Annotated in this window: 23 protein-coding genes; 5 read left to right on the forward strand and 18 right to left on the reverse strand. The window is 59.9% G+C overall.

Translation table 11 applies throughout. The features are described 5' to 3' along the window. The first annotated feature begins 106 nt into the window (after positions 1-106). Positions 107-280 carry a DUF1328 domain-containing protein gene (locus ELH03_RS18870; RefSeq protein WP_003552965.1) on the forward strand — a complete coding sequence of 58 codons (174 nt, stop codon included), beginning with the start codon at positions 107-109 and terminating at the stop codon, positions 278-280. 129 nt (positions 281-409) lie between these two features. Here the strand turns inward: ELH03_RS18870 and ELH03_RS18875 are convergent, their stop codons facing one another. The 8 genes from ELH03_RS18875 to tal form a co-directional block, all read right to left on the reverse strand. After that, entirely contained in the window at positions 410-1,069 is a 660-nt protein-coding gene (locus tag ELH03_RS18875; RefSeq protein WP_197726586.1) for a DUF3313 domain-containing protein, read from the reverse strand. Between the two features lie 178 nt (positions 1,070-1,247). After that, complete coding sequence (locus ELH03_RS18880; RefSeq protein WP_130766579.1) at positions 1,248-2,618, reverse strand: HAMP domain-containing sensor histidine kinase; 1,371 nt, start codon at positions 2,616-2,618, stop codon at positions 1,248-1,250. Next, a complete protein-coding gene (locus ELH03_RS18885) occupies positions 2,615-3,337 on the reverse strand; it encodes a response regulator (protein ID WP_130766580.1) in 723 nt (240 codons plus the stop codon). The genes ELH03_RS18880 and ELH03_RS18885 overlap by 4 nt, the downstream gene beginning before the upstream one ends. A 249-nt stretch (positions 3,338-3,586) precedes the next feature. Beyond that, the gene (locus ELH03_RS18890) at positions 3,587-3,865 is read right to left on the reverse strand and encodes a hypothetical protein (RefSeq protein WP_018243640.1); all 279 of its coding nucleotides are present in this window, start codon (positions 3,863-3,865) and stop codon (positions 3,587-3,589) included. A gap of 194 nt (positions 3,866-4,059) precedes the next feature. Continuing rightward, positions 4,060-4,551 (reverse strand): hypothetical protein, encoded by a 492-nt coding sequence (locus ELH03_RS18895; RefSeq protein WP_130766581.1) that lies wholly within the window; start codon positions 4,549-4,551, stop codon positions 4,060-4,062. A 123-nt stretch (positions 4,552-4,674) separates the two neighbouring features. Next, entirely contained in the window at positions 4,675-5,124 is a 450-nt protein-coding gene (locus ELH03_RS18900) for a DoxX family protein (protein ID WP_033179599.1), read from the reverse strand. A gap of 84 nt (positions 5,125-5,208) precedes the next feature. Further along, positions 5,209-5,877: a DUF1345 domain-containing protein gene (locus ELH03_RS18905; protein ID WP_128411533.1), complete on the reverse strand. Its 669-nt coding sequence runs from the start codon at positions 5,875-5,877 to the stop codon at positions 5,209-5,211. A 93-nt stretch (positions 5,878-5,970) separates the two neighbouring features. Beyond that, positions 5,971-6,936, reverse strand: a complete 966-nt coding sequence (tal, locus tag ELH03_RS18910) for a transaldolase (protein ID WP_128404166.1) — start codon at positions 6,934-6,936, stop codon at positions 5,971-5,973. Between the two features lie 426 nt (positions 6,937-7,362). On the opposite strand from tal, the gene ELH03_RS18915 reads away from it, so the two are divergent. Beyond that, a complete protein-coding gene (locus ELH03_RS18915) occupies positions 7,363-8,388 on the forward strand; it encodes a sugar-binding transcriptional regulator (RefSeq protein ID WP_128404167.1) in 1,026 nt (341 codons plus the stop codon). 37 nt (positions 8,389-8,425) lie between these two features. On the opposite strand, the gene ELH03_RS18920 is transcribed toward ELH03_RS18915, so the two are convergent. Beyond that, the gene (locus tag ELH03_RS18920) at positions 8,426-9,298 is read right to left on the reverse strand and encodes a methylated-DNA--[protein]-cysteine S-methyltransferase (RefSeq protein WP_128411532.1); all 873 of its coding nucleotides are present in this window, start codon (positions 9,296-9,298) and stop codon (positions 8,426-8,428) included. 79 nt (positions 9,299-9,377) lie between these two features. After that, complete coding sequence (locus ELH03_RS18925; RefSeq protein WP_128404204.1) at positions 9,378-9,875, reverse strand: DUF2244 domain-containing protein; 498 nt, start codon at positions 9,873-9,875, stop codon at positions 9,378-9,380. On the opposite strand from ELH03_RS18925, the gene nth reads away from it, so the two are divergent. Further along, positions 9,874-10,680 (forward strand): endonuclease III, encoded by an 807-nt coding sequence (gene nth, locus ELH03_RS18930; RefSeq protein WP_197730001.1) that lies wholly within the window; start codon positions 9,874-9,876, stop codon positions 10,678-10,680. The two genes, ELH03_RS18925 and nth, sit on opposite strands and share 2 nt — an antisense overlap. On the opposite strand, the gene ELH03_RS18935 is transcribed toward nth, so the two are convergent. Beyond that, positions 10,645-11,223: a TetR/AcrR family transcriptional regulator gene (locus ELH03_RS18935; protein WP_130766582.1), complete on the reverse strand. Its 579-nt coding sequence runs from the start codon at positions 11,221-11,223 to the stop codon at positions 10,645-10,647. The two genes, nth and ELH03_RS18935, sit on opposite strands and share 36 nt — an antisense overlap. A gap of 80 nt (positions 11,224-11,303) precedes the next feature. Between ELH03_RS18935 and ELH03_RS18940 the strand changes: the two genes are divergently transcribed. Next, positions 11,304-11,729, forward strand: a complete 426-nt coding sequence (locus tag ELH03_RS18940; RefSeq protein WP_128404171.1) for a VOC family protein — start codon at positions 11,304-11,306, stop codon at positions 11,727-11,729. A gap of 3 nt (positions 11,730-11,732) precedes the next feature. Here the strand turns inward: ELH03_RS18940 and ELH03_RS18945 are convergent, their stop codons facing one another. Further along, entirely contained in the window at positions 11,733-12,446 is a 714-nt protein-coding gene (locus tag ELH03_RS18945; RefSeq protein ID WP_128404172.1) for a sulfate transporter family protein, read from the reverse strand. 235 nt (positions 12,447-12,681) lie between these two features. On the opposite strand from ELH03_RS18945, the gene ELH03_RS18950 reads away from it, so the two are divergent. Beyond that, positions 12,682-13,536: a MurR/RpiR family transcriptional regulator gene (locus ELH03_RS18950; protein WP_018072687.1), complete on the forward strand. Its 855-nt coding sequence runs from the start codon at positions 12,682-12,684 to the stop codon at positions 13,534-13,536. An 85-nt stretch (positions 13,537-13,621) separates the two neighbouring features. Here ELH03_RS18950 and ELH03_RS18955 read toward each other — a convergent pair whose 3' ends face one another. From ELH03_RS18955 to ELH03_RS18980, 6 genes are all read right to left on the reverse strand, one after another. Then, on the reverse strand, positions 13,622-15,205 hold the full coding sequence (locus ELH03_RS18955; protein ID WP_130766583.1) for an FGGY-family carbohydrate kinase: 1,584 nt from the start codon (positions 15,203-15,205) through the stop codon (positions 13,622-13,624). Then, positions 15,205-15,894 (reverse strand): HAD family hydrolase, encoded by a 690-nt coding sequence (locus ELH03_RS18960; protein ID WP_130766584.1) that lies wholly within the window; start codon positions 15,892-15,894, stop codon positions 15,205-15,207. Before ELH03_RS18960 ends, ELH03_RS18955 begins: the two co-directional genes overlap by 1 nt. 97 nt (positions 15,895-15,991) lie before the next feature. Further along, positions 15,992-17,473, reverse strand: a complete 1,482-nt coding sequence (locus ELH03_RS18965) for a mannitol dehydrogenase family protein (protein ID WP_130766585.1) — start codon at positions 17,471-17,473, stop codon at positions 15,992-15,994. 84 nt (positions 17,474-17,557) lie between these two features. Then, positions 17,558-18,556 carry an ABC transporter ATP-binding protein gene (locus ELH03_RS18970; RefSeq protein WP_018072684.1) on the reverse strand — a complete coding sequence of 333 codons (999 nt, stop codon included), beginning with the start codon at positions 18,554-18,556 and terminating at the stop codon, positions 17,558-17,560. A gap of 18 nt (positions 18,557-18,574) precedes the next feature. Continuing rightward, positions 18,575-19,405, reverse strand: coding sequence for a carbohydrate ABC transporter permease (locus ELH03_RS18975; protein WP_018072683.1), 831 nt, complete (start codon positions 19,403-19,405; stop codon positions 18,575-18,577). Position 19,406: 1 nt separating this feature from the next. Then, positions 19,407-20,279: a carbohydrate ABC transporter permease gene (locus ELH03_RS18980; RefSeq protein WP_018497491.1), complete on the reverse strand. Its 873-nt coding sequence runs from the start codon at positions 20,277-20,279 to the stop codon at positions 19,407-19,409. Positions 20,280-20,293 lie beyond the last annotated feature (14 nt).

The raw sequence follows: 20,293 nt of genomic DNA on the forward strand, positions 1-20,293 counted from the left end.
TTGAAAAGACCCGCATTTCTCCGGAGAGATCGCCATTCCATTCCAACGATCTGGAACATTTTCCCGGTTGCTGCGTCTTTCCCAGGCAAACGCAAAGGATGATGTCATGCTGAAATGGGCTCTGATATTTTTCGTGATTTCGATCATCGCCGGCTTCTTCGGTTTCTCGGGCGTCTCCGCAGCTACCGCGACGATCGCCCGCGTTCTTTTCGGCATCGCGCTGGTGATCTTCCTGATCTTCCTTGTCCTTGCGCTGATGGCCGGCCAGGCAATCCTATGAGCGGTCGCGGAGCCGCTTGAAGACATCGAGGCCGCATCACTTCTGCATGCGGCCCTTCCTCTCTGTTGTCGAACGTCTCGGCCAGTTCGGCCGTACATGGAACATGGCTAGGTCTTTTGCTCCTATCGCCTATTTCAACTCGGCAAGCAGGGCATCGGCACCTTTGCGGACGCCCACCATGGAGGCGTCCATCGCCGTGAAGCTTGCGCCGATATTCATCGCATTGGGATATTGCTTGGTGACATAGGAAGACAGGAGACGATTGCTCGCTGCATCATAGATCTCCACGGCATAATTCACCGAACCGGTCATCGAACCTTCTCTGCCGCGAGCGGCCTGGACGGTGTTGTACAATCCGCCTGCGACGTCGATGCGCGTGACCGTTCCGAGTACCGCAGTCGTCGCCTTGGCGCCCGTCAACGTCAGATGCAATCTGAGAGTTGCCGGAGCGACTGCACTGACGACCGCAAAGCGCGTCTTCAATTTTTCGGTGAATTGAGTCTGCATGTAATTGGCCAGGAAGATCCTGTCCTTTTCCGGAAGCTTGCCAAACTGACTGTCAGGACCGTTATAGACGGTAACGGGATCGACGATGATCCGGTTGTACTGGCTCCAGTTGACTTTCGTCTGATAGCGATACGGCACGCGGCCGGTTTTATCCTCAGTGTTCGGCTGGAGCTGTGATGCCGAAGCAAGTCCGGAATAAACCGTGGGGTCAGGGGTCGTGCATGCGGCAACGCTCGAACAGGCGAGCATCACTGCAACGCCGATTTTCAGATTTTTTATCAATGACTTGGCTCCAGCTTTGGAAATGCCGAATGGCATGGGATCTGCTGGCACCGGTTTTATGGAATTCGAATGTTGCTGTGTTTGCTATCATATGCGGAAATGTTCGCGAGCCGTCTTTTGCTGCGAAGGCAGCGCGATGTGTGACGACGCCACGACCACGACGGGCAGTAAGTCAATGTTATGAAGGGATCGACGGCGAGCCTCCGGGCTGGATCCCCTGAGGGGCGGGAAGATCGATCACGACGACCAAGCCGGTTGGCTTCCTGTCCAACAACGTCAATTGTCCATTGTGCGCTTTGGTGACAATTCCTTTGGCGATCGGAAGGCCGAGTCCAAGCCCGGAGCCGCCTTTGGCACCGATCTGGCGGGATTTGTCCACTTTGAAGAACGGCTCCAGAACTTTCGCCTTGGCCTCATCGGTCAAACCAGGGCCGTTGTCGCCCACCGATATTTTGATCCCGCCATCGTCGCTCTCTTGCAGATCGATTTCGACTTGCTTTGCATAACGAGATGCATTGTCGACCAGATTGGTAATTGCCCGAGTAAGGGCCTGAGGTTTGCAGATAAACGCCAGCCGCCGCGGGCCGGTGAAGCTCACATCGATGCCCATGTCGGAGAAGTCTGTCGCAATCGTCTGCAGCAGGCTTGAGATATCGACCTTTCGATCAGCCTCCGCAGTTGATGCGTCCTTGAAATAGGCCAGGCACTCGTCGATCATGAAACTCAAGGTGGCGATATCGGCCAGCATCAGGCTGCGAAGCTCGGGCTCGCCGGAACGCTCGGCACGCATCCGCAATCTCGTCAGAGGTGTCCTGAGATCATGACCCACGCCACTCAGCATTCTTGTTCGATCCTCTGCCATGCTCTGGATTCGATCGCTCATGACGTTCAGCGATTCCGCCAGACTTCTAATCTCGGATGCGCCGTCCGGCTCGAAAGGCTTTTCCCAGCTGCCCTCCATGCTCGCTCGCTTTGCAGCGGCGGCAAAGTGCCTCAGAGGTTCGGTGATCAGCCAGCTGCTGAAATATGCGAGCAGCACCAATGGGATGACGATTTTCAAAAATCCGCTCGCCGCGGCTGGAACAAACCACACATAGCTGGGAAAAACCGGCAGTTGAAAGACAAGGGCGCGCATGTCATCAATTCCGACAGTCAGCACATCAGGGTGTGATTGACCGATGACGAAGCGATGAAATGCCGCGAAAATATTGTCGGCGAGCATTGTGTTGATACGCGCCACCAGCTCGCCTGGAGATACCATCTGCTGTTTGCCGGCAAGCGGCCGGTCTAGCGACAATTTTTCGACCTCAACGCCGAGCGCTGCTGCTCTCTTGAGAACGGCAACTTCGTCTTGCGCTGAACTTGACTGGGCAAATTGCTCCGCGACCATCGCCGCTCTGGCAGCAAACAGGCCGTTTTGAAACCCGCGATCATGACGGCCATAGATATAGGGCTCCATGGCGGTCGCGACGACGGAAACGAGCACGACAAGGAAGGTCGCCAATATGAGGATCTGGCTTTGGATCGAAGCTCGCCGGAAATTTCTCAAGAGAGACGCTCTACCTTGGATGCGAAGAGATAACCGCCCAGCCGCACCGTCTTTATGAACGTCGGATCTTTCAGATTTGGTTCGATCTTTTGCCTGACCCGGCTGATGTGGGCGTCGATGCTGCGCTCGACCGGCCCCGCTGATCCGGCATGTGTCATCGACAAAAGCTGTTCGCGCGTCAAAACCTTGTTGGGATTGCAGCAGAAGGCCAGGAGGATATCAAACTCCGCGGTTGTCATGGAAACCTGCGCTCCGTCGGCGTCGTGGAGTTGACGGCTTTTTGGATCGATGCGCCATCCCGAGAACATCATCGGTCCGAGTGCTTCCTCCTGATGATGAGCATATGACGCTCTGCGGAGAATACTCTTGATCCGGGCCATCAGCTCGCGGGAGTTGAATGGTTTCGTGACATAGTCATCGGCTCCGAGCTCCAGGCCGAGAATGCGGTCGATATCCTCCTGGAGCGCCGTCAGGATCAGGATTGGCACCGAGCACGACGCACGAAGCCGCCTGCAGATGCTGAAGCCGTCCTCGCCCGGCAACATCGCATCGAGGACGACGAGATCGAATTGCTGTCGCGCCATCATTCGATCCATAGCTGCGCCGCTCTCCACCGACGAGGCCTCGAAGCCGCTGGTTCGAACAAGGTCCACCAGCATATCTGCGATTGCGGGATCGTCTTCGACGATGAGGATATGAGCCTGATTGGGAACTGCCATTTCTTATGCCATCGTCATTCGTTCTCTTGCCGGGAGATGTCTCTCGGCGCGAAATTACCACGTTTCACCGTGTCTAGGTCAGGCGGCCTCGGCCACTGTCAACCGCAGTGGTTAATCTCCCGGTCATCAGACACCACACGATCTGTCGCCGCGCCGACACGGCTCCGCCTTTAGGATATCAAGTATCGTGCAATGCTATATTCGATAATGTTGAGATATGTTGCGGGATTTCCGACACGGAGTCCGCCGTCAAAACTGCCTTTCGGGGTCACCGCTGACTTCCACATGGTCACCTCGGATTGCGCTATCGATGATGACGGTGGCGATGAAACACATCCGAACGACCAGCAGGCAAAAGAACACCAGAGAGACGATCGCCGTCGTGTAATGCTTCAACGCTGAGCGCTTCGGGAGCCGTGCGGTGAGCTTGTGGAGAACGTTTCTGGCGAGACGACCGATCGCCACCAGCACGAACAATGCCGTGATGATATATCCGCTCGCTGACGCTGCCCCGAGCAACTGAAACATGAGAAGACACCCGCACCAAGTAAGAAGTTCTGGTTTCGGAATGACGCTTTCAAGCCGACGAAACCCGGTAGAAAGATGCCCATAGGATCCGTCGGGAACGTGGCGCAGCGTGGACAGCCGGAGAGACGGGGCACGGTCATCGGGATCTGAACCGGATGAAGACCGGTCCGTCGGGGATGAGAATGCGCCCACGTCTAATCGGTCCGTTCTGCGCTGGGCGCGGCGCGGCGACTTAACAGAAGAGATGTGGCGGCCCGCCACCGTGATGCCTTCGCCGTGCTTGCAATCACTGTCTCGTTTGCGGCCGGATCTCTTCGGACTGCACTAACCCTGCCTGTCCTTGACTCCGTAAGAGCCGCGATCCTTCTTAGAAATGCGTCGCTGTCGAACTCCTTCGAGGAGCGGATGGACTTCGTGGCCGACTGGACAGTATGGAAGAACACCTCCAGATTGATGACCGGTATCGGCTTGATGTTTCGGACCATGTCTATATCCGATCGCATCGTTACGGCCAGAAAATATCGGTCCGAACGCAAGGCGTCGAAGAGTTCCGGCACCGAGGACACAGCCGCCGCGACATATCCGTTCTCATTCAATTTCGAGACGATGTCGCAGGCAGCGTCTTTTGGGAGAAAGACGAGAATTGGCTTTTGCTGATTGTTTTGCGCGGAAGACATCACTGGCACACTCCTGACCTGTCGCCAAAAGTGTAGCCCGCATCGACGCTTCTGTTTGTTCGGTTTTATTCGGTTTTATTGCGCCACCGAGGGCTCGTGAAATTCATCGGGCCTTCGGATTTCGGAGCGCATTCACGACAACACCGCCCTGAGCCAAGGATGCATTCTGTTTGTTTGCTTTCTCAGCAGCTTGTCGATCGATATCGATCCCGCACCCGAAACCGCCAGGACGAACATACCGCCGGCAATCGCCAGGTCCTTCTCGAAATGCAGCAGCTCGTTCTGGCTCTCAAAATTCGTGTGAAAGAGCAAGGCGGTCGCCAGACAGAAGAGCGCCAGCGCCAGTGCGCCAAGCCGGCTGAGGAGCCCGGTCGCAACGGAAAGGCCGGCGCCGATCTGAAGGGCAATGGTGGCAAGCGCGACCGGTGCCGACAGCCCCAGTTTCGCGAAAGTGTCGATGGTCGCGGTGACATCTGCCGCGAGTGACCAACCTTCGTGCAGGAAGATCAGCGACAGCAGAAGCCTGCCGAGGAGAAGAATGAGATCGGCCAGTCGGGGCCGGCTTGACGCGTTTTCCATCATACCCTCCGGTTTTGAAGAGCGGGTGGTTCGGCCCGCTCATGCGTTCAGCTCCTCAGAGCCTCGCAGCCGCTCTGGCAAGATGCATTATAGCAGGCTCGCCCCGACATTGATCGCAAGCGCCAGGATCGTCGTGTTGAACAGGAACGACAGCACCGCATGCAGCAGCGTCAGCTTGCGCATGCTGGTCGAACTGACCGCGACATCCGCCGTCTGCGCGGCAACGCCGATGGTGAAGGAGAAATAGAGGAAATCCCAGTAGCCGGGCTCTTCGATCCCGTCAGGAAACTTGAGCCCGCCCTCCTCGGCCGCCCCGCCGTAGAAATAATGGGCATAGTGGATGGTGAAGAGCGTATGCAGGAAGATCCAGGAGATCAGGATCGTCAGAACCGCGGCACCTGCCCGTGCCAGCGCAACATCAGGTGCCGCCTCCTTGATCGAATGAAGCTCCAGGCCGATCCCGGCAATGCTGGCAAGTGCCGCACCGATCGAAAGAGCCAGCAGGACGGTGTCGGAGAAGTCGAGATCCGCGGAACGTTTCCGGATGCTTTCGACCGTCGCCCGCAGCATCTTGCGCCAGCTGAGAGCCACAAAAACGCCGGCGCTGACATTCCAGCCGAACAGGATGTTGCCGGCGCTGACTTCGCGCGACGTCAGAAGCAGGAAGACCACCAGTCCGGCAAGGGCGGCAATGATGAAGCTCGCATGCTTGTAGGCAAATGCCGCCAGCGAATTTGCTCGTTCCTCATCCGCCATATCGGTCTCCGATAGCATATGCCCTTGATAACAACACGAAAAAGGCGCGACTGCCAACCGGCAGCCGCGCCTTCGATTTCATGCCACGCCTTATCAGGCGGCGGCGAGCTGCAGTTCCTTCTGCACCATGGTGCGCAACGTTCCCAGATCCTTGGCGAAGGCGCGGATGCCTTCGGCGAGTTTTTCCGTCGCCATCGCATCTTCGTTCATCATCCAGCGGAAGGTCTTCTCGTCGACCGAGACCTTCGGATCCGGCTTGCGGCTCTCCGGCGAGAGCTTGCGCTCCAGCTTGCCTTCATCCTTGGCCAGTTCGTCGAGCAGGTTCGGGCTGATGGTCAGGCGGTCGCAGCCGGCAAGGGCTTCGATTTCGCCGGCGCTGCGGAAGGAGGCGCCCATGACGATCGTCTTGATGTCGTTCGTCTTGTAGTAGTTGTAGATTTCACGGACGGAGATGACGCCCGGATCTTCCTCAGCAGTGTAGTCCTTGCCGGTCGACTTCTTGTACCAGTCGAGGATGCGGCCGACGAAGGGCGAGATCAAGAACACTTTGGCGTCGGCGCAAGCGATCGCCTGGGCCTTGCTGAAAAGAAGTGTCAGGTTGCAGTCGATGCCTTCCTTCTGCAGCACTTCCGCAGCACGGATGCCTTCCCAGGTGGAAGCGAGCTTGATGAGGATGCGGTCCTGGCCGATGCCGCGATCCTTGTAGGCGGCGATGATTGCGCGCGCCTTGGCAAGCGAAGCCTCGGTATCGAAGGAAAGATCAGCGTCGACTTCGGTCGAGACGCGGCCCGGGACGAGCTTCACCAGGGCTGCGCCGACGGAGATGGCGAGGCGATCGGCGACGGCTGATGAAACGGCTTCGGGATTGCCGCCCTGTTTCTTGCCCCAGGCGACGGCTTCCTTGATGGCGTCGGCGAACATCGGCGTGCCGAGAGCCTTGAGCACGATGCTCGGATTCGTCGTGCAATCCACAGGCTTCAGGCGTGCGACGGCTTCGATGTCGCCGGTATCGGCGACCACGGTGGTAATCTCGCGGAGTTGGTCAAGCTTGGATGTCATGGTCAATAATCCTTGTTGAACTTGGGCTGCGACCGGCGCGAGTTCCGCCGGGCAAAGGTGATCTACCGACAGGTTGTTTGCATGCTGCAGGCGAAAATGCGCGTATCCGTCACGGATGATTCATAAACGTGAAGGACAGTGGCCGTGTTCCGGCCGCGAACGAACGGCTGCTCAAACGCAAGCGATGCCGCTTGCGGCTGGAAGGCCGGTCGTGACTTTCGGCATGCCCGCACTATGTCCTCCTCGGACGGACAAGAACGACGTGTGTCACCCGGACTATCGCCATTCGCCTTACGAAAAGTCAAGGACATTTGTGCATTTCAATTGACATAAGTGTCACACCCGTCATTATCCCCGGCAACAAAAGCGTCGCTAAGGCCTTTCATCCCATGAGGGATCTAGGGCAGGAAATCGTGCGGAGGAGATGTGGTCAAGCTCAAACGCGGCACGCACACGGCCTATTCGGAGGCATCCTCGCTGCGGCTAAGGGCGGCATGGCTTTATTACAACGAGGGCCTGACCCAGAAGGACGTCGCCGAACAGCTCGGCATCAGCCGCACCACCGTCATCCGTCTGCTCGACGAGGCCATGAAGCGCAGCGAAGTCCAGATCTGGATCAACGATTCGATCGGCGACTGCGTCGAACTTTCGGTGAAGCTGGAGCGTGCCTATGGCCTCGACGAGGCGATCGTCGTCCCTGCGCCGGTCAATGGTGACGTCAATTCGCTGGCTAAAAATGTCGGCCTGGCGCTTGGCCAGTTCCTCTCCGAAGCCATCCCCGACGACTATACCATCGGCGTCGGCTGGGGCCGCACCATGACCGCCTCGCTGTCGAGCTTCCGGCCGCCACGCCGCGCCAATTGCAAGGTCGTCTCGCTGCTGGGCGGCATCGTCGCCGTGCACCAGACCAACCCGATCGATTACACTTGGCGGCTGGCAAACCAGCTCGGCGCCGAATGCTACATGTTCCTGGCGCCGCTTCTCGTCGATTCCATCGAGACCAAGCGCAATCTGATCGAGAAATGCGGGCTGGACACGATTTATCGTCTCGCCGAGAACCTCGATCTGGCGATCGTCAGCTGCGGCGATATCGGCCCGCATTCGACCTCGCTGTCGGAAGGCTGGATATCGAAGGGAGAGTTGCAGGAGCTGATCGATGCCGGCTGCGTCTGCGACACCATGTTCAACTTCCTCGACAGGGACGGCAATTCGGTTGACCACTCGATCAATCGGCGCGTCATGTCCGTCGATCTCGACACGCTGAAGGAGGCCAAGCACATCGTGCTCTCCTCCGGCGGCGCCCATCGGGCCGTGGCGATCCGTGCGACGATCAAGCGCATCGGCTGCAACACGCTGATCACCGATGAAAGTGCTGCCCGGGCGTTGCTGGAACTGGCCGAGACATCACCATCTGCCATTTCTCCGCAGCAGGGAGAAGTGGCAGAGCGATAAGCGGCGAACGACCCGCCGCTCCGCCCAGGAAACCCATTCAGGCGTGCGCCGATTCCCAGCCGAGCATCGCCCGTTTGCGGGTGAGGCCCCAATGGTAGCCCGTCAGCGCGCCATTCTTGCCGAGCGCCCGATGGCAGGGCACCACGAAGGAGATCGGGTTTGCCCCGACCGCCGCACCCACGGCACGCTGCGCCGTCGGCCGGCCGATATCGTTGGCGATATCGGAATAGGTAACGGCCTTGCCGAACGGGATTTTCAACAGGCTCTGCCAGACGCGCACCTGGAAGTCCGTGCCGATCAACACGACACGCAGCGGCTGGTCGGAGGACCATTTGCCGGGCTGGAAGATGCGGGCGGCATAGGGAACTGTCGCCTGCAGGTCTTCGACATATTCAGCATTCGGCCAGCGGCAGGTCATATCCTCGAGGCAGGCCCTCTCGTCGCCGGAATCGCTGAAGGCAAGGCCGGCAAGGCCGCGGTCGGTCACCATGATCAACGCCACGCCGAAGGGGCAGATGTGGAAGCCGTAGCGGATGATGAGACCACCGCCCTTGGCCTTCCATTCGCCGGGCGACATCGCCTCATGCGTGACGAAAAGGTCGTGCAGGCGGCTCGGCCCGGAGAGGCCGACCTCAATCGAGGTCTCGAGCAACGGCATGTCTTCCTTGCGCAGCAGTCGCTTGGCGTGATCGAGCGTCACCGCCTGCAGGAAGCCCTTGGGCGACAGCCCGGCCCAGCGGGTGAAGGTCTTCTGCAGCTGGGTCGGCGACTGGTTGAGCCGTGCCGCGATCGCCTCCAGCGAAGGCTGGTCGCGGTAATCCTCGGTGATGAGTTCGATTACCCGACGGACAATGTCATAATCAGGACCGTCAGGCGTGATGTCTGTCTGCAGGTTGGCAATCATATTCATCGTCTTTCTCCTTGTCACAAGGAGATAGTCAATAGGGGGTGAGCAAACCACCCGATTCTTGCGCATCCGTCGGATAGGTTCAGATCCGCTGCTTGACCGTCGCCAGTGCTCCCTTGAAGGCCTTGGCGAAGCTTTCGCGATCGTCGGGATTGAGGAAGGAGCCGATATCCGTGCGCCGGCCCTCGCCGAAGATATGCATGGAAAGGATGCCGATCTCCTGGTGCCGGCGAACGAGGAAACGCGTCCAGAACGGATTGAAATGATGCTCCACCATCCGCCCTGATGGCCCAAACTTGCGCACCGAAACGTCCGTGCGCGAAACCGTCACCTCCTCGCGTACCTTCCCGGAGCGGTAGCTTAGCCAGAAGGCGCCGTAGAGAAGCACGAAATCCAGTCCGAAGAAGAAACCGATCGGCCAGGCGCCTGTGACGATGAAGAACATGCCGTAGAGGAAGCAGACGGCACCGGACAGGGCAAGCAGCACCTTGAAGCCCCGGCGGCCAAGTGACCGGTGGGGAAAGAGTTCGGCAGCGAAAACAGGCTGCTCGTTGAAGCTCTCGGCGTTGCTTTCCATCATGGCTGCTGAGTATAGAGTTTCCATGGCAAATCCGAAACGCAAATCCGTTAGCAAGACGCCTCAGGACGCGAAAGTGATCGTCAGCCGCAAATCGGCGGCGGCGGTGCGCACGGCCTATTCATTGGCCGAGCGCGAGGAGATCTTCCGTCGCTTCTCGGTGCAGCGGCCTGAACCGAGGGGCGAGCTCGAGCACACCAACCCCTTCACGCTCGTCGTCGCCGTGGCACTTTCGGCGCAAGCGACCGATGTCGGCGTCAACAAGGCGACGCGCGCGCTCTTCAAGGTTGCCGATACGCCGGAAAAGATGCTCGATCTCGGCGAGGAGCGGCTGCGCGACTACATCAAGACGATCGGCCTCTACCGCAACAAGGCGAGGAACGTCATCGCGCTCTCGCAGATGCTGATCGACCAATTCGGCGGCAAGGTGCCGGAGACACGCGACGAACTGGTGAAATTGCCGGGCGTCGGGCGCAAGACCGCCAATGTCGTGCTTTCCATGGCCTTTGGCCAGGCGACGATGGCCGTCGACACCCACATCTTCCGCATCGCCAACCGCATCAGGCTTGCCCCCGGCAAAACGCCTGACGAGGTCGAGGCGCGTCTGATGAAGGTGATCCCGAAACACTACCTCTATCATGCCCATCACTGGCTGATCCTGCATGGCCGCTACACCTGCAAGGCGCGCCGGCCCGAATGCGAGCGCTGTATCATCGCCGATCTCTGCAAATCGGCGGATAAGAGTTGGGATGTGCCGGCGCCGCTGATTGAGCTACCGCCGCAGGTAATCGGCGAGGCCGTCGAGTAGAACAGCGATCGCCTGTTCGTAAGGCCGCCTTTCAGCGCCTGCCTCGATCGCGATCGCCGCCCGGTCGAAGGCCGCCGATAGCAGCGACGTCAGCGGTTCGAGCATAGTGCCGGCCTCCGGAAGCATGGCTGCAAGCCCTGCCCGCAGCGTCGCTTCCGCATTCTCTGCATCAATCGCCGCGGTCGCAGACAAGCCGAGAACGGCAGGTGCCTCGATCAGCAGCAGCCGCGTCCGCCCTTCTGCCCTCATCGCATCGAAGTAGGCCGAGGCACCGGCAATCAGCGTGGCACGCGGCGCATCGCACGACGCCGAATGCGCCTCGATCGCCTCGGCCACCGCTTTCGCCTCGCATTCGATAACCGCGCGAAAAAGCGCCCTCTTGTCTTCAAAATGATGGTAGAGCGCGCCCCGCGTCACTCCCGCCGCCGCCACGATCTCCGGCGTCGCGGTTTCGGCATAACCTTTCTCGACGAAGAGACGCCGACCGGCGTCGATCAGCGCCTGTCTCGTCTGTTCTGTTCTCTCGCGATTGCTGCGGCTCATACGCTCTCTTTACATACAAACAGAATGTATGTTAATAGTCAAAAACATACAGGCTGTATGTAAATCGAAGAGAGGAACAGATGAAGTTGACGAGCTATTATCCTGTCATCATGACCGACGACGTCGCCGGCACCGCCAGCTTCTATTGCATGCATTTCGGCTTCAGGGCGCTGTTCGAGAGTGACTGGTATGTTCACCTGCAATCGGCAGAGGAGGAGCATATCGCGCTTGCCATCCTTGACGGCAGCCACGAAACCATCCCGGCCATAGCCCGTAGCAGGGTGTCCGGCCTGCTCCTCAATTTCGAGGTCGCCGATGTCGATGCGATCTACGCAGCCTGCCGGAGCGCCGGCCTGCCAATTCTGAGAGAAATCCGCGGCGAGGATTTCGGCCAGCGGCACTTTATCACCGCCGATCCGAACGGCGTGCTGATCGACATCATCAAGCCGATCCCGCCGAGCGCTGAATTCTTGGCGATGTACGACGTCTCCGCTCTGCCTGGCTGAGCCTCAGGCGCGCAAACCGGTATCGCGTGCGGAAACCAGCTTGTGCAGATGCACCATCATACCGGCGGCAAAAAGCGGCGTCAGAAGATTGACGATCGGGATCGCCAGAAAGAGGGCGATCACCAGCCCGCCGAGAAAGACCGTGGAGGCATGCTTGGCGCGGAAGAGCCGTGCCTCATCAGGCGAACGGGAGCGCATAGCCGCGAATTCGAAGAATTCCCGTCCGAGCAGATAGCCGTTCACCAGAAAGAACGCGACCAGATTGACGCCGGGGATGAACAGCAGCAACAATGCCACGATATTGCCGAGGATCACCACGCCGAGGAACTTGATCGAGCTTGCCATCGCCGGACCGAGCGGCATGGCGGTGCCCGGCGCGTCCTTGGGATAGTCGCGCTTTTCGATGACATCGGCGACATCGTCGAGAAACAGGCCGGCGATCAGCGCCGTGACCGGCGACAGCAGCAGCGCCAGCATCAACGCAAGGCCGATACCGGCCAGGATCGCGAAGAGGAAAGCGAGCCACCCTGCCCAATCCGGCATATCGGGAAAGAAACCCGTGAGCCAGGGAAAGAGGAAGGCCATGAAGGCCCCGCGCAGCGCGAACCAGAGGCCGACGAGCACGAGAATCGTCAGGCCGAGCACTTTCCAGAAGACAGAACGTGTTTCCGATGCGAACAAATTGGCGAGCGAAAGGCGAGCGGCGTCAAGAATCATGTCTCAGGCGTCTCCGGTTGCGCCGAAGATGTAGGAAAGATGGAGGCCACCGACAAGAGAGAATAAAATTGCATGCAGTAATAGAAAACTTGTCGAAAACTAAATACTAATATAATATTGTGACGCATATAAAATACACACGGGCCTGAGAAGCAGCTTCCGAAATAGTTGCAAAGACAAGGGGTCGCAACAGCGCATCCACGGAACGCCTCTGAGGGAAGACGGGGAGGCTGACGTGGAAGACTTTGTGCAAAAACTCAGGCAATACGCAAAAACCGGCACACCGGCCGAACGCCGTATCGCGAAATATTTCACCGAACACCTGAACGACCTGCCGTTCGAGACGGCTGCGTCCGTTGCCGACAGGCTGGATCTCTCGCCGATGACCGTCGGGCGCTTCCTGCGCTCGCTCGGTTATCAGGGATTGGACAGCGTCAAGGTGGAGATTCGCGAGACCGTGACGACATCGCCGGCGCAATTGCAGAGCGCTATGAGCGAGCTGCATGCCGACGCTGCGGAGGGCAAACCGCTCGCCGTGCTGGTTGCCGAACAGATCCAGGCCCTCCATCATATCTATCATCTGACGGCGCAGCCGCACTGGTCGGAAGCCGTCGGCTTGATCAGCACTGCCCGCGAAGTGTCGATCGCCACGCATGCGCGGCTCTCAAGCCTGGCCAATCATTTCTGTCAGCGGCTGACGCAAGCCCGCGACGGCGTTCGCACGCTCGACGCTGCCGACAACCGTTTTGCGGAACTCTTCGCCCGGCTGGCGGTCGACGACGCGCTGCTTGTCATCATCGATTGCCGCCGCTTCGCCAAGGCGCGGCTGCTTGCCAGAACGGCGCGGCGCTACGGCTATAAGGTCGTGCTCATTTCGCCGCAGCAAGCGGACTGGATGGCGGACCAGTCGAACGTCATGCTGCCCTTGCCGCCCGCTCGCGCCCCCGATCTCGACAATCTTCCGCCGCTGATCGCGCTGCTCGATTGCCTGTCTGAATCCGTCATCCTCCAAGTCGGAGAGGAGGCGGCGCTTCGCCGCCGCCGCATGATGGAATTCGCAACCGTCCTCGGCGAGACGGCAAACCATTAATTTAAAAGGCCAGCGCATAACCCCGAAAATCGGAATCGATTGTCGGAAAGGGTTATTCGCAGATTCAAAGTCATAGAGCGGCGCTCTATTGCATCGTTTCCAATTCGGCGCGGTGCCGGTGCATAGCGAGAAGACGGCGGTAGTCGCGGTCGTAAAGCGCCTGCTTGGCCTTGTCGGGAAGCCGTTCGTCGCCGCCCGGATACATCACCTCGCCGGCCGCCGCCAGATCCTTGTACAAGCCGCACGCGACGGATGCTGCGATTGCCGTGCCGAGCAGCACCGCCTCGTTCATCTTCGGCACCACGACCTTGCAGCCGGTCGCATCGCTATAAAGCGCCATCAGCACCGGGTTCTTCACATGCCCGCCGGCAATATGCAGCGTATCGGGCATGTAACCGTATTCCTTCATCATTTCCAGGATATGGCGGATGCCAAGCGCAATCCCCACCGCAGAGCGCCAATAGAGCGCGCAGAGCCCGTCGAAGGACGTATCGAGTGTCAGCCCGCTGACGACGCCGACGGCGTGCGGATCGGCGAGCGGCGAACGGTTGCCATGGAAATCCGGCAGCACGAAGATCCGCGCACCGAAGTCATCGCCCTCCTCGGCCCGCAATTCGGCGATGCGCGCGACGATCTTCTGATGCAGCGCTGCCGTCGGCTCGCCACCGGCCGCATGCATGCGCACGATGTGGTCGAGCAACGCGCCGGTCGCCGATTGCCCGGCCTCCACCAGCCAGGACTGCGGGAAGACAGCCTCGTAATAGGGACCCCACATGCCATGGCTCGGCTTGCGTTCCCGCGAGAAGGTAACGATGCAGCTCGACGTGCCGGCAATCAGCGCCAGCTGGTGCTCGCGTTTGACAGGATCGGCGGCGTAGCCGCCGAGCGCGCCGAGTGCGCCGGCATAGGCGTCGATCATCCCGGCGGCGACATGGCAGTCCGTCGTCAGCCCCAGCGCTTCCGCCGCTTCCTGCGTCAGCCGGCCGACGCTGTCTCCGACAGGCGTGGTCTCATCCGGCAGATGGCCGCGCGCCTGAAGGTCCTCGAGGCCGATCCGTTCCAGGAAATCCTGCTGCCAGCCCTTTTCGAGATGGGCGAGATAGTTCCATTTCGCCGTCAGCGTACAGCGCGAACGGGCGGGCGATCCGGTCGATTTCCACGTCATGAAATCGGCGAGATCGAAGAAATAGCCAGCCTTTTCCCATGTGGCGGGCAGCTTCTTCTTCAGCCACATCAGCTTCGGCATCTCCATTTCCGGCGACATCACGTGGCCGGAATGTTCGAGCACCCTGTGCTGCGTCGCCGTGCAAAAATCGGCTTCCTTCAGCGCCCGATGATCGAGCCAGACGATCGTGTCGAAACGCCTCTCCCCGCCTGTGGAAACGCTGAGCTGCCGGCCCTCGACGTCACGGACGACGAGCGAACAGGTGGCATCGAAGCCGATCGCTCCGACCGAGGCGGCGGCGATACCGGATTGCTCCATCGCCCTGCGCACTGCCATGCAGGCGGCCGACCAGATATCTTCGGAATCGTGCTCGGCATGGTTTTCGCGCGGCCGGTTCATCACGATCGGATGCTCGGCCTTGGCGAGCAGGCGACCGTGTGCGTCGAAGACGCCGGCGCGCGCACTGCCCGTGCCGATATCCACCGCAACCACATGATCACGCATCAAGTCTTGGTCCCGTCCAGCTTATGGTTGCGGACAAGGTGTATCAAATCCGGCATGGCGTCAAACACCACTTCCGGCGAAAGGCGGTCGAGTTCGGCACGGTATCCGGCGAAGTTGGCGTGTGATCCGCCGGTGAAGGCGAAGACCGTCATGCCTGCCGCCTTGGCCGCGGCAACGCCGGCCGGGCTGTCTTCAACGACAAGGCAATGAGCCGGCTCGACCTGCATTTCACGCGCCGCATGCAGGAAGAGATCGGGCGCCGGTTTGCCGCGCTTGACCATCGTCGCACTGAAGATGTCGGGCAGCTTGTCGAGAAGTCCGGTCACCGACAGCGACAGCCGGATTCGCTCCATCTGGCTGGACGAAGCAACGCAACAGGGAACGCCAAGCCCGTCAATCGCCGCGGCGATACCCTCGATCGGCTTCAGTTCTGTGCGAAGGCGGGCGTAGAGATCGGTGCGGATACGCTCGAGGAATTCCTCGCCGGCATGAACGTTGAATTCGGTTTCCAGCGTATCGATGAGAGTAGACAGGCTGCGGCCGAGAAACCGCTCATAAGCCTGGTCTTCGGTGATCGAGACGCCGAGATCGTTCATCGCCCCGACGAGCACGCTGATCGAGATCGGTTCGCTGTCAACGAGTACGCCATCGCAATCGAAGATCACCAGCCGTGTTTCAGCATCAGCCATGGAACACCCAACCTGAGTTCAATTCGGACGTGTTACCGTCCCGCGTCGCTCGCAAGGCCGGACGAATGGCGGCAGCAGATACCGCCATCCGGATTCCTTACACTGCGAGCTTGCCGTCGAGATAGAGCTGCAGCGTCTCCCGCGTGCCCTTTTCCCACAGGGTTTTGAGAGCATGGGCGAAACGCTTGCGAAAAAGTTCCGATTTCGCCACTTCGCCGAAAATATCGTCGAAGACGAGAAAGGCCGACGGGTCGTCCTTGGCTTTCAGCGCCGCCGCATGCAGGCGCTCTGCGCTCGCGTCGTTGAAGACGATATCCTTGCCGCTGTCGGTCTTGCCGGCGAAATAGCGGCACCAGAGTGCTGAAACCAACGCCAGGCCGACGACGTCCCTGCCCTGACGCAGATTGTCAAGCGTCGACGGCAGGATGAATTTCGGCTGGCGGTTGGAGCCATCCTGCGCCAGCCGCGGAATAGTGTCGGCAATCTTCGGATTGAGCAGGCGATGTTCGATCAGGGCGAAATAATCCGTCAGCGACGTGTTCGGCACCGGCGGCACGATCGGGATGATCTCGTCTTTCTCTAGCTTGGCAAGGAAGGCGCGGATCAGCGGGTCTTCCATGGAATCATGAACGAAATGAATGTCCATCAACGCCGCCGGATAGGCGATCGCGGCATGCCCGCCGTTGAGGATGCGGATCTTCATGTGCTCGTAGGGCGTGACATCGGGGACGAAGGTGACGCCGACCTTTTCCAGCGCCGGCCGGCCGGCCGTGAACTTATCCTCGAGCACCCATTGCTTGAATTCCTCGCAATAGACCGGCCAACTGTCCTCGATCTGGAAATTGTCCCGGAGGAAATCGACCTCGCGCTGGCTGGTCGCCGGCGTGATGCGGTCGACCATGCCGTTCGGGAAGGCGACATTCGCCCGGATCCAGTCGGCAAAGGTAGGGTCCGAAAGTGCGGCCGTGCCGACGACGGCATTGGCGGTGACGACGCCATTATGGGGAATGTTGTCGCAGGACATGACGGTGAAGGGACCGATGCCCTTGTCCTTGCGCGCTTTTAGGCCGGCGACGATCAGGCCGAACACTGTCTTCGGCGCATTGGGATTTTGTCCGTCGGCGGCGATCGCCGGATGGGTCGGATTGAATGTGCCTGATGCGTCGATGAAATAGCCGCCTTCGGTGATCGTCATCGAGACGATGCGGATCTCGGGATCGGCAAGCTTGGCGATGATCGCAGTGGCATCGCCGACCGGCAGGATGTCGATCATCGGTGCCGTGACGCGCGCCGCCGTCTTGTTGCTGTCCTGTTCGACCACCGTCGTCAGGAAATCCTGCGCCGCAAGCTTTTCGCGCATGGCGGCATCCGACGGCAGCACACCGGCGCCGACGATTGCCCAGTCGTGATCCGTGCCGGCGTTGAAGAGATCGTCGAGATAGATCGCCTGGTGGGCACGGTGGAAATTGCCGACGCCGAAGTGCACGATGCCGGCTTTCAGCGATGCCCTGTCATATCCAGGGATGGCGGCAGTGCGTGCCACATCCGAAAGTGTTGCCAGCGATAATTTGCACGTCATGTTTCAGTCCTCTTGAAGGTCTTGCCGAGACGGCCGGGCGCCATCGTCCGGCTCGCATGCCTGCCCCCAGCCCGGCGGCCCGCTTCAGATGGCAAGGCCGCCCTCGTTGAATTTGTGAATACGCGAACGGTCCGGCGTCAGGAAGACCGTGTCGCCCGCTTTCGCCGGGAAGTCGCCGCTGCCGCGCGCCGTCAACATGCCGATGCCCTCGGCGTCGATATGCAGGAAGGTGTCGGAGCCGAGATGTTCGGCGACCACGACCCTGCCCTTCCAGTCGCCGCTCTCCATCGACAACAGCACATGTTCGGGCCGGACGCCGATGGTATGTGCGTTCAGCGCGGCGGCGTGCTGGCCTGTGATGAAGTTCATCTTGGGCGATCCGATGAAGCCGGCGACGAAGAGGTTGCGGGGGCGGCTGTAGAGTTCGAGCGGCGAGCCGACCTGCTCGATATTGCCCCTGTTCAGGACGACGATCTTGTCGGCCATGGTCATCGCCTCGACCTGGTCGTGGGTGACGTAGACCATCGTCGTCTTCAGCTGCTGATGCAGCTCGCTGATTTCGAGGCGCATGTTGACGCGGAGTGCCGCATCGAGGTTCGACAGCGGTTCGTCGAACAGGAAGGCCGAAGGCTGACGCACGATGGCGCGGCCGATCGCCACGCGCTGGCGCTGGCCGCCGGACAGCTGGCGCGGCTTGCGTTCGAGATAGTCGGTGAGGTTCAGCACCCGGGCCGCATCAGTCACTTTGCGGTCGATCTCCGCCTTGTCGACGCCCGCCATCTTCAGCGGGAAGGCGATATTGTTGCGCACGCTCATATGCGGATAGAGCGCATAGGACTGGAACACCATGGCAAGGCCGCGCTCCGAGGGCGCCTTTTCGGTGGCGTCCCTGCCGTCGATGACGATCTTGCCGCCGGAGACATCCTCGAGCCCGGCGATCAGCCGCAGCAGCGTGGACTTACCGCAGCCCGACGGGCCGACGAAGACGACGAACTCGCCGTCCTTGATGTCGAGATCGATCGAAGGGATGACCTTGGCTTCGCCGAAGACCTTGGAAACCTTCTGAAGGGTAATGCTGCCCATGTTTCTCTCCCTTTTATGTTATTTCACAGCGCCGAAGGTCAGGCCGCGGACGAGTTGTTTCTGGCTGAACCAGCCAAGGATCAGGATCGGCGCGATCGCCATCGTCGATGCCGCCGAGAGCTTGGCGTAAAACAGGCCCTCGGGGCTGGAATAGGAAGCGATGAAGGCCGTCAGCGGCGCCGCCTTCGAGGCGGTGAGGTTGAGCGTCCAGAACGCCTCGTTCCAGGCAAGGATGATGTTCAAAAGCAGCGTTGAGGCAATGCCGGGCACCGCCATCGGCGTCAGCACGTAGACGATCTCCTTCATCAGCGACGCCCCATCCATGCGCGCCGCTTCGAGGATCTCGCCGGGGATTTCCTTGAAGTAGGTATAGAGCATCCAGACGATGATCGGCAGGTTGATCAGCGTCAGCACGATCACCAAGCCGGTGCGCGTGTCGAGCAGGCCAGAATTACGAAACAGCAGGTAGATCGGGATCAATGCACCGACCGGTGGCATCATCTTGGTCGACAGCATCCACATCAGCACGTCCTTGGTCCGCTTGGTCGGCGAAAACGCCATCGCCCAGGCGGCCGGAATGGCGATGATCAGGCCGATCAGCGTCGAGCCGAAGGAGATGATCACCGAGTTCATGAAGTGGCTGAGATAGTTCGACCGGCTCTGCACCTCCGCATAGTTTTCCGTCGTCCAGTGGAAGAACAGGAATTGCGGCGGCGAGGCGATGGCGTCGGCTTCCGACTTGAAGCTGGTCAGGAACGTCCAGAGAATCGGGAAGAAGATCAGGATGCCGAGCGTCCAGGCGATCGCGGTGACGATGAGCTTGCGCTGCGTTGTGACTTTTCTGGCCATCTCAAGCCTCCAGATTCTTGCCGACGAGGCGCACGAGGAAGATCGCGACGATATTGGCGAGGATAACAGCCACAATACCGCCGGCCGATGCCCCGCCGATATCGAACTGCAGCAGCGCCTGGGCATAGACGAGATAGGTAAGGTTGGTGCTGTCGGTGCCCGGCCCGCCATTGGTGGTGACGAGGATTTCGGCAAAGACCGAAAGCAGGAAGATCGTCTGGATCAGGATCACCACGGTGATGGCACGCGCCATGTGTGGCAGGATGATGTAGATGAACTTCGAGATCGGACCGGCGCCGTCCATTTCGGAGGCTTCCTTCTGCTCCTCGTCGAGCGACTGCAGCGCGGTCAGCATGATGAGGGTGGCAAAGGGCAGCCACTGCCAGGCGACGATCAGAATGACGGAAAACAGCGGCGCATTCGCCAGCCAGTCGATCGGCTGCAGGCCGAGCGCCTTGGCAAGATGCGCAAAGAGCCCGTTGACCGGGTTCATGAACATGTTCTTCCAGACCAGTGCGGCCACCGTCGGCATGACGAAGAACGGCGCAATCACCAGGATACGCACGATGCCCTGACCGTACATCGGCTGGTCGAGCAGCAGCGCAAAGGCGATGCCGCCGATGACGGTGATCAGCAACACGCCGGCGACGAGCAGCAGCGTGTTGATCAGCGCGGCGAAGAAGGCCGGATCCGTCAGGAAATATTCGTAGTTCAGAAAGCCGACGAAGCTCTCCATGCCGGGGCTGAGCAGATTGTAGTTCAGCAGCGAGAAATAGATCGTCATCACAAGCGGGACGATCATCCATGCAAAGAGCAGCAGCACGGAGGGCGCGATCATCAGGCGCGCGGCGGAGCGGGTATGTAAGGTTGCCATGGCAATCACCGATC

The organism is Rhizobium beringeri, from assembly GCF_004306515.1.
GTDB classification, from domain to species: domain Bacteria; phylum Pseudomonadota; class Alphaproteobacteria; order Rhizobiales; family Rhizobiaceae; genus Rhizobium; species Rhizobium beringeri.

Coding starts and splice junctions, on each gene's coding strand:
- ELH03_RS18955 (WP_130766583.1), bottom strand. CDS start 15,205: ATGCGTGATCATGTGGTTGCGGTGGATATCGGCACGGGCAGTGCGCGC.
- ELH03_RS18975 (WP_018072683.1), bottom strand. CDS start 19,405: ATGGCCAGAAAAGTCACAACGCAGCGCAAGCTCATCGTCACCGCGATC.
- ELH03_RS18970 (WP_018072684.1), bottom strand. CDS start 18,556: ATGGGCAGCATTACCCTTCAGAAGGTTTCCAAGGTCTTCGGCGAAGCC.
- ELH03_RS18965 (WP_130766585.1), bottom strand. CDS start 17,473: ATGACGTGCAAATTATCGCTGGCAACACTTTCGGATGTGGCACGCACT.
- ELH03_RS18925 (WP_128404204.1), bottom strand. CDS start 9,875: ATGATGGAAAGCAACGCCGAGAGCTTCAACGAGCAGCCTGTTTTCGCT.
- ELH03_RS18935 (WP_130766582.1), bottom strand. CDS start 11,223: ATGAGCCGCAGCAATCGCGAGAGAACAGAACAGACGAGACAGGCGCTG.
- ELH03_RS18945 (WP_128404172.1), bottom strand. CDS start 12,446: ATGATTCTTGACGCCGCTCGCCTTTCGCTCGCCAATTTGTTCGCATCG.
- ELH03_RS18870 (WP_003552965.1), top strand. CDS start 107: ATGCTGAAATGGGCTCTGATATTTTTCGTGATTTCGATCATCGCCGGC.
- ELH03_RS18960 (WP_130766584.1), bottom strand. CDS start 15,894: ATGGCTGATGCTGAAACACGGCTGGTGATCTTCGATTGCGATGGCGTA.
- ELH03_RS18980 (WP_018497491.1), bottom strand. CDS start 20,279: ATGGCAACCTTACATACCCGCTCCGCCGCGCGCCTGATGATCGCGCCC.
- nth (WP_197730001.1), top strand. CDS start 9,874: ATGGCTGCTGAGTATAGAGTTTCCATGGCAAATCCGAAACGCAAATCC.
- ELH03_RS18890 (WP_018243640.1), bottom strand. CDS start 3,865: ATGTTTCAGTTGCTCGGGGCAGCGTCAGCGAGCGGATATATCATCACG.
- ELH03_RS18900 (WP_033179599.1), bottom strand. CDS start 5,124: ATGATGGAAAACGCGTCAAGCCGGCCCCGACTGGCCGATCTCATTCTT.
- ELH03_RS18920 (WP_128411532.1), bottom strand. CDS start 9,298: ATGAATATGATTGCCAACCTGCAGACAGACATCACGCCTGACGGTCCT.
- ELH03_RS18940 (WP_128404171.1), top strand. CDS start 11,304: ATGAAGTTGACGAGCTATTATCCTGTCATCATGACCGACGACGTCGCC.
- ELH03_RS18905 (WP_128411533.1), bottom strand. CDS start 5,877: ATGGCGGATGAGGAACGAGCAAATTCGCTGGCGGCATTTGCCTACAAG.
- ELH03_RS18885 (WP_130766580.1), bottom strand. CDS start 3,337: ATGGCAGTTCCCAATCAGGCTCATATCCTCATCGTCGAAGACGATCCC.
- tal (WP_128404166.1), bottom strand. CDS start 6,936: ATGACATCCAAGCTTGACCAACTCCGCGAGATTACCACCGTGGTCGCC.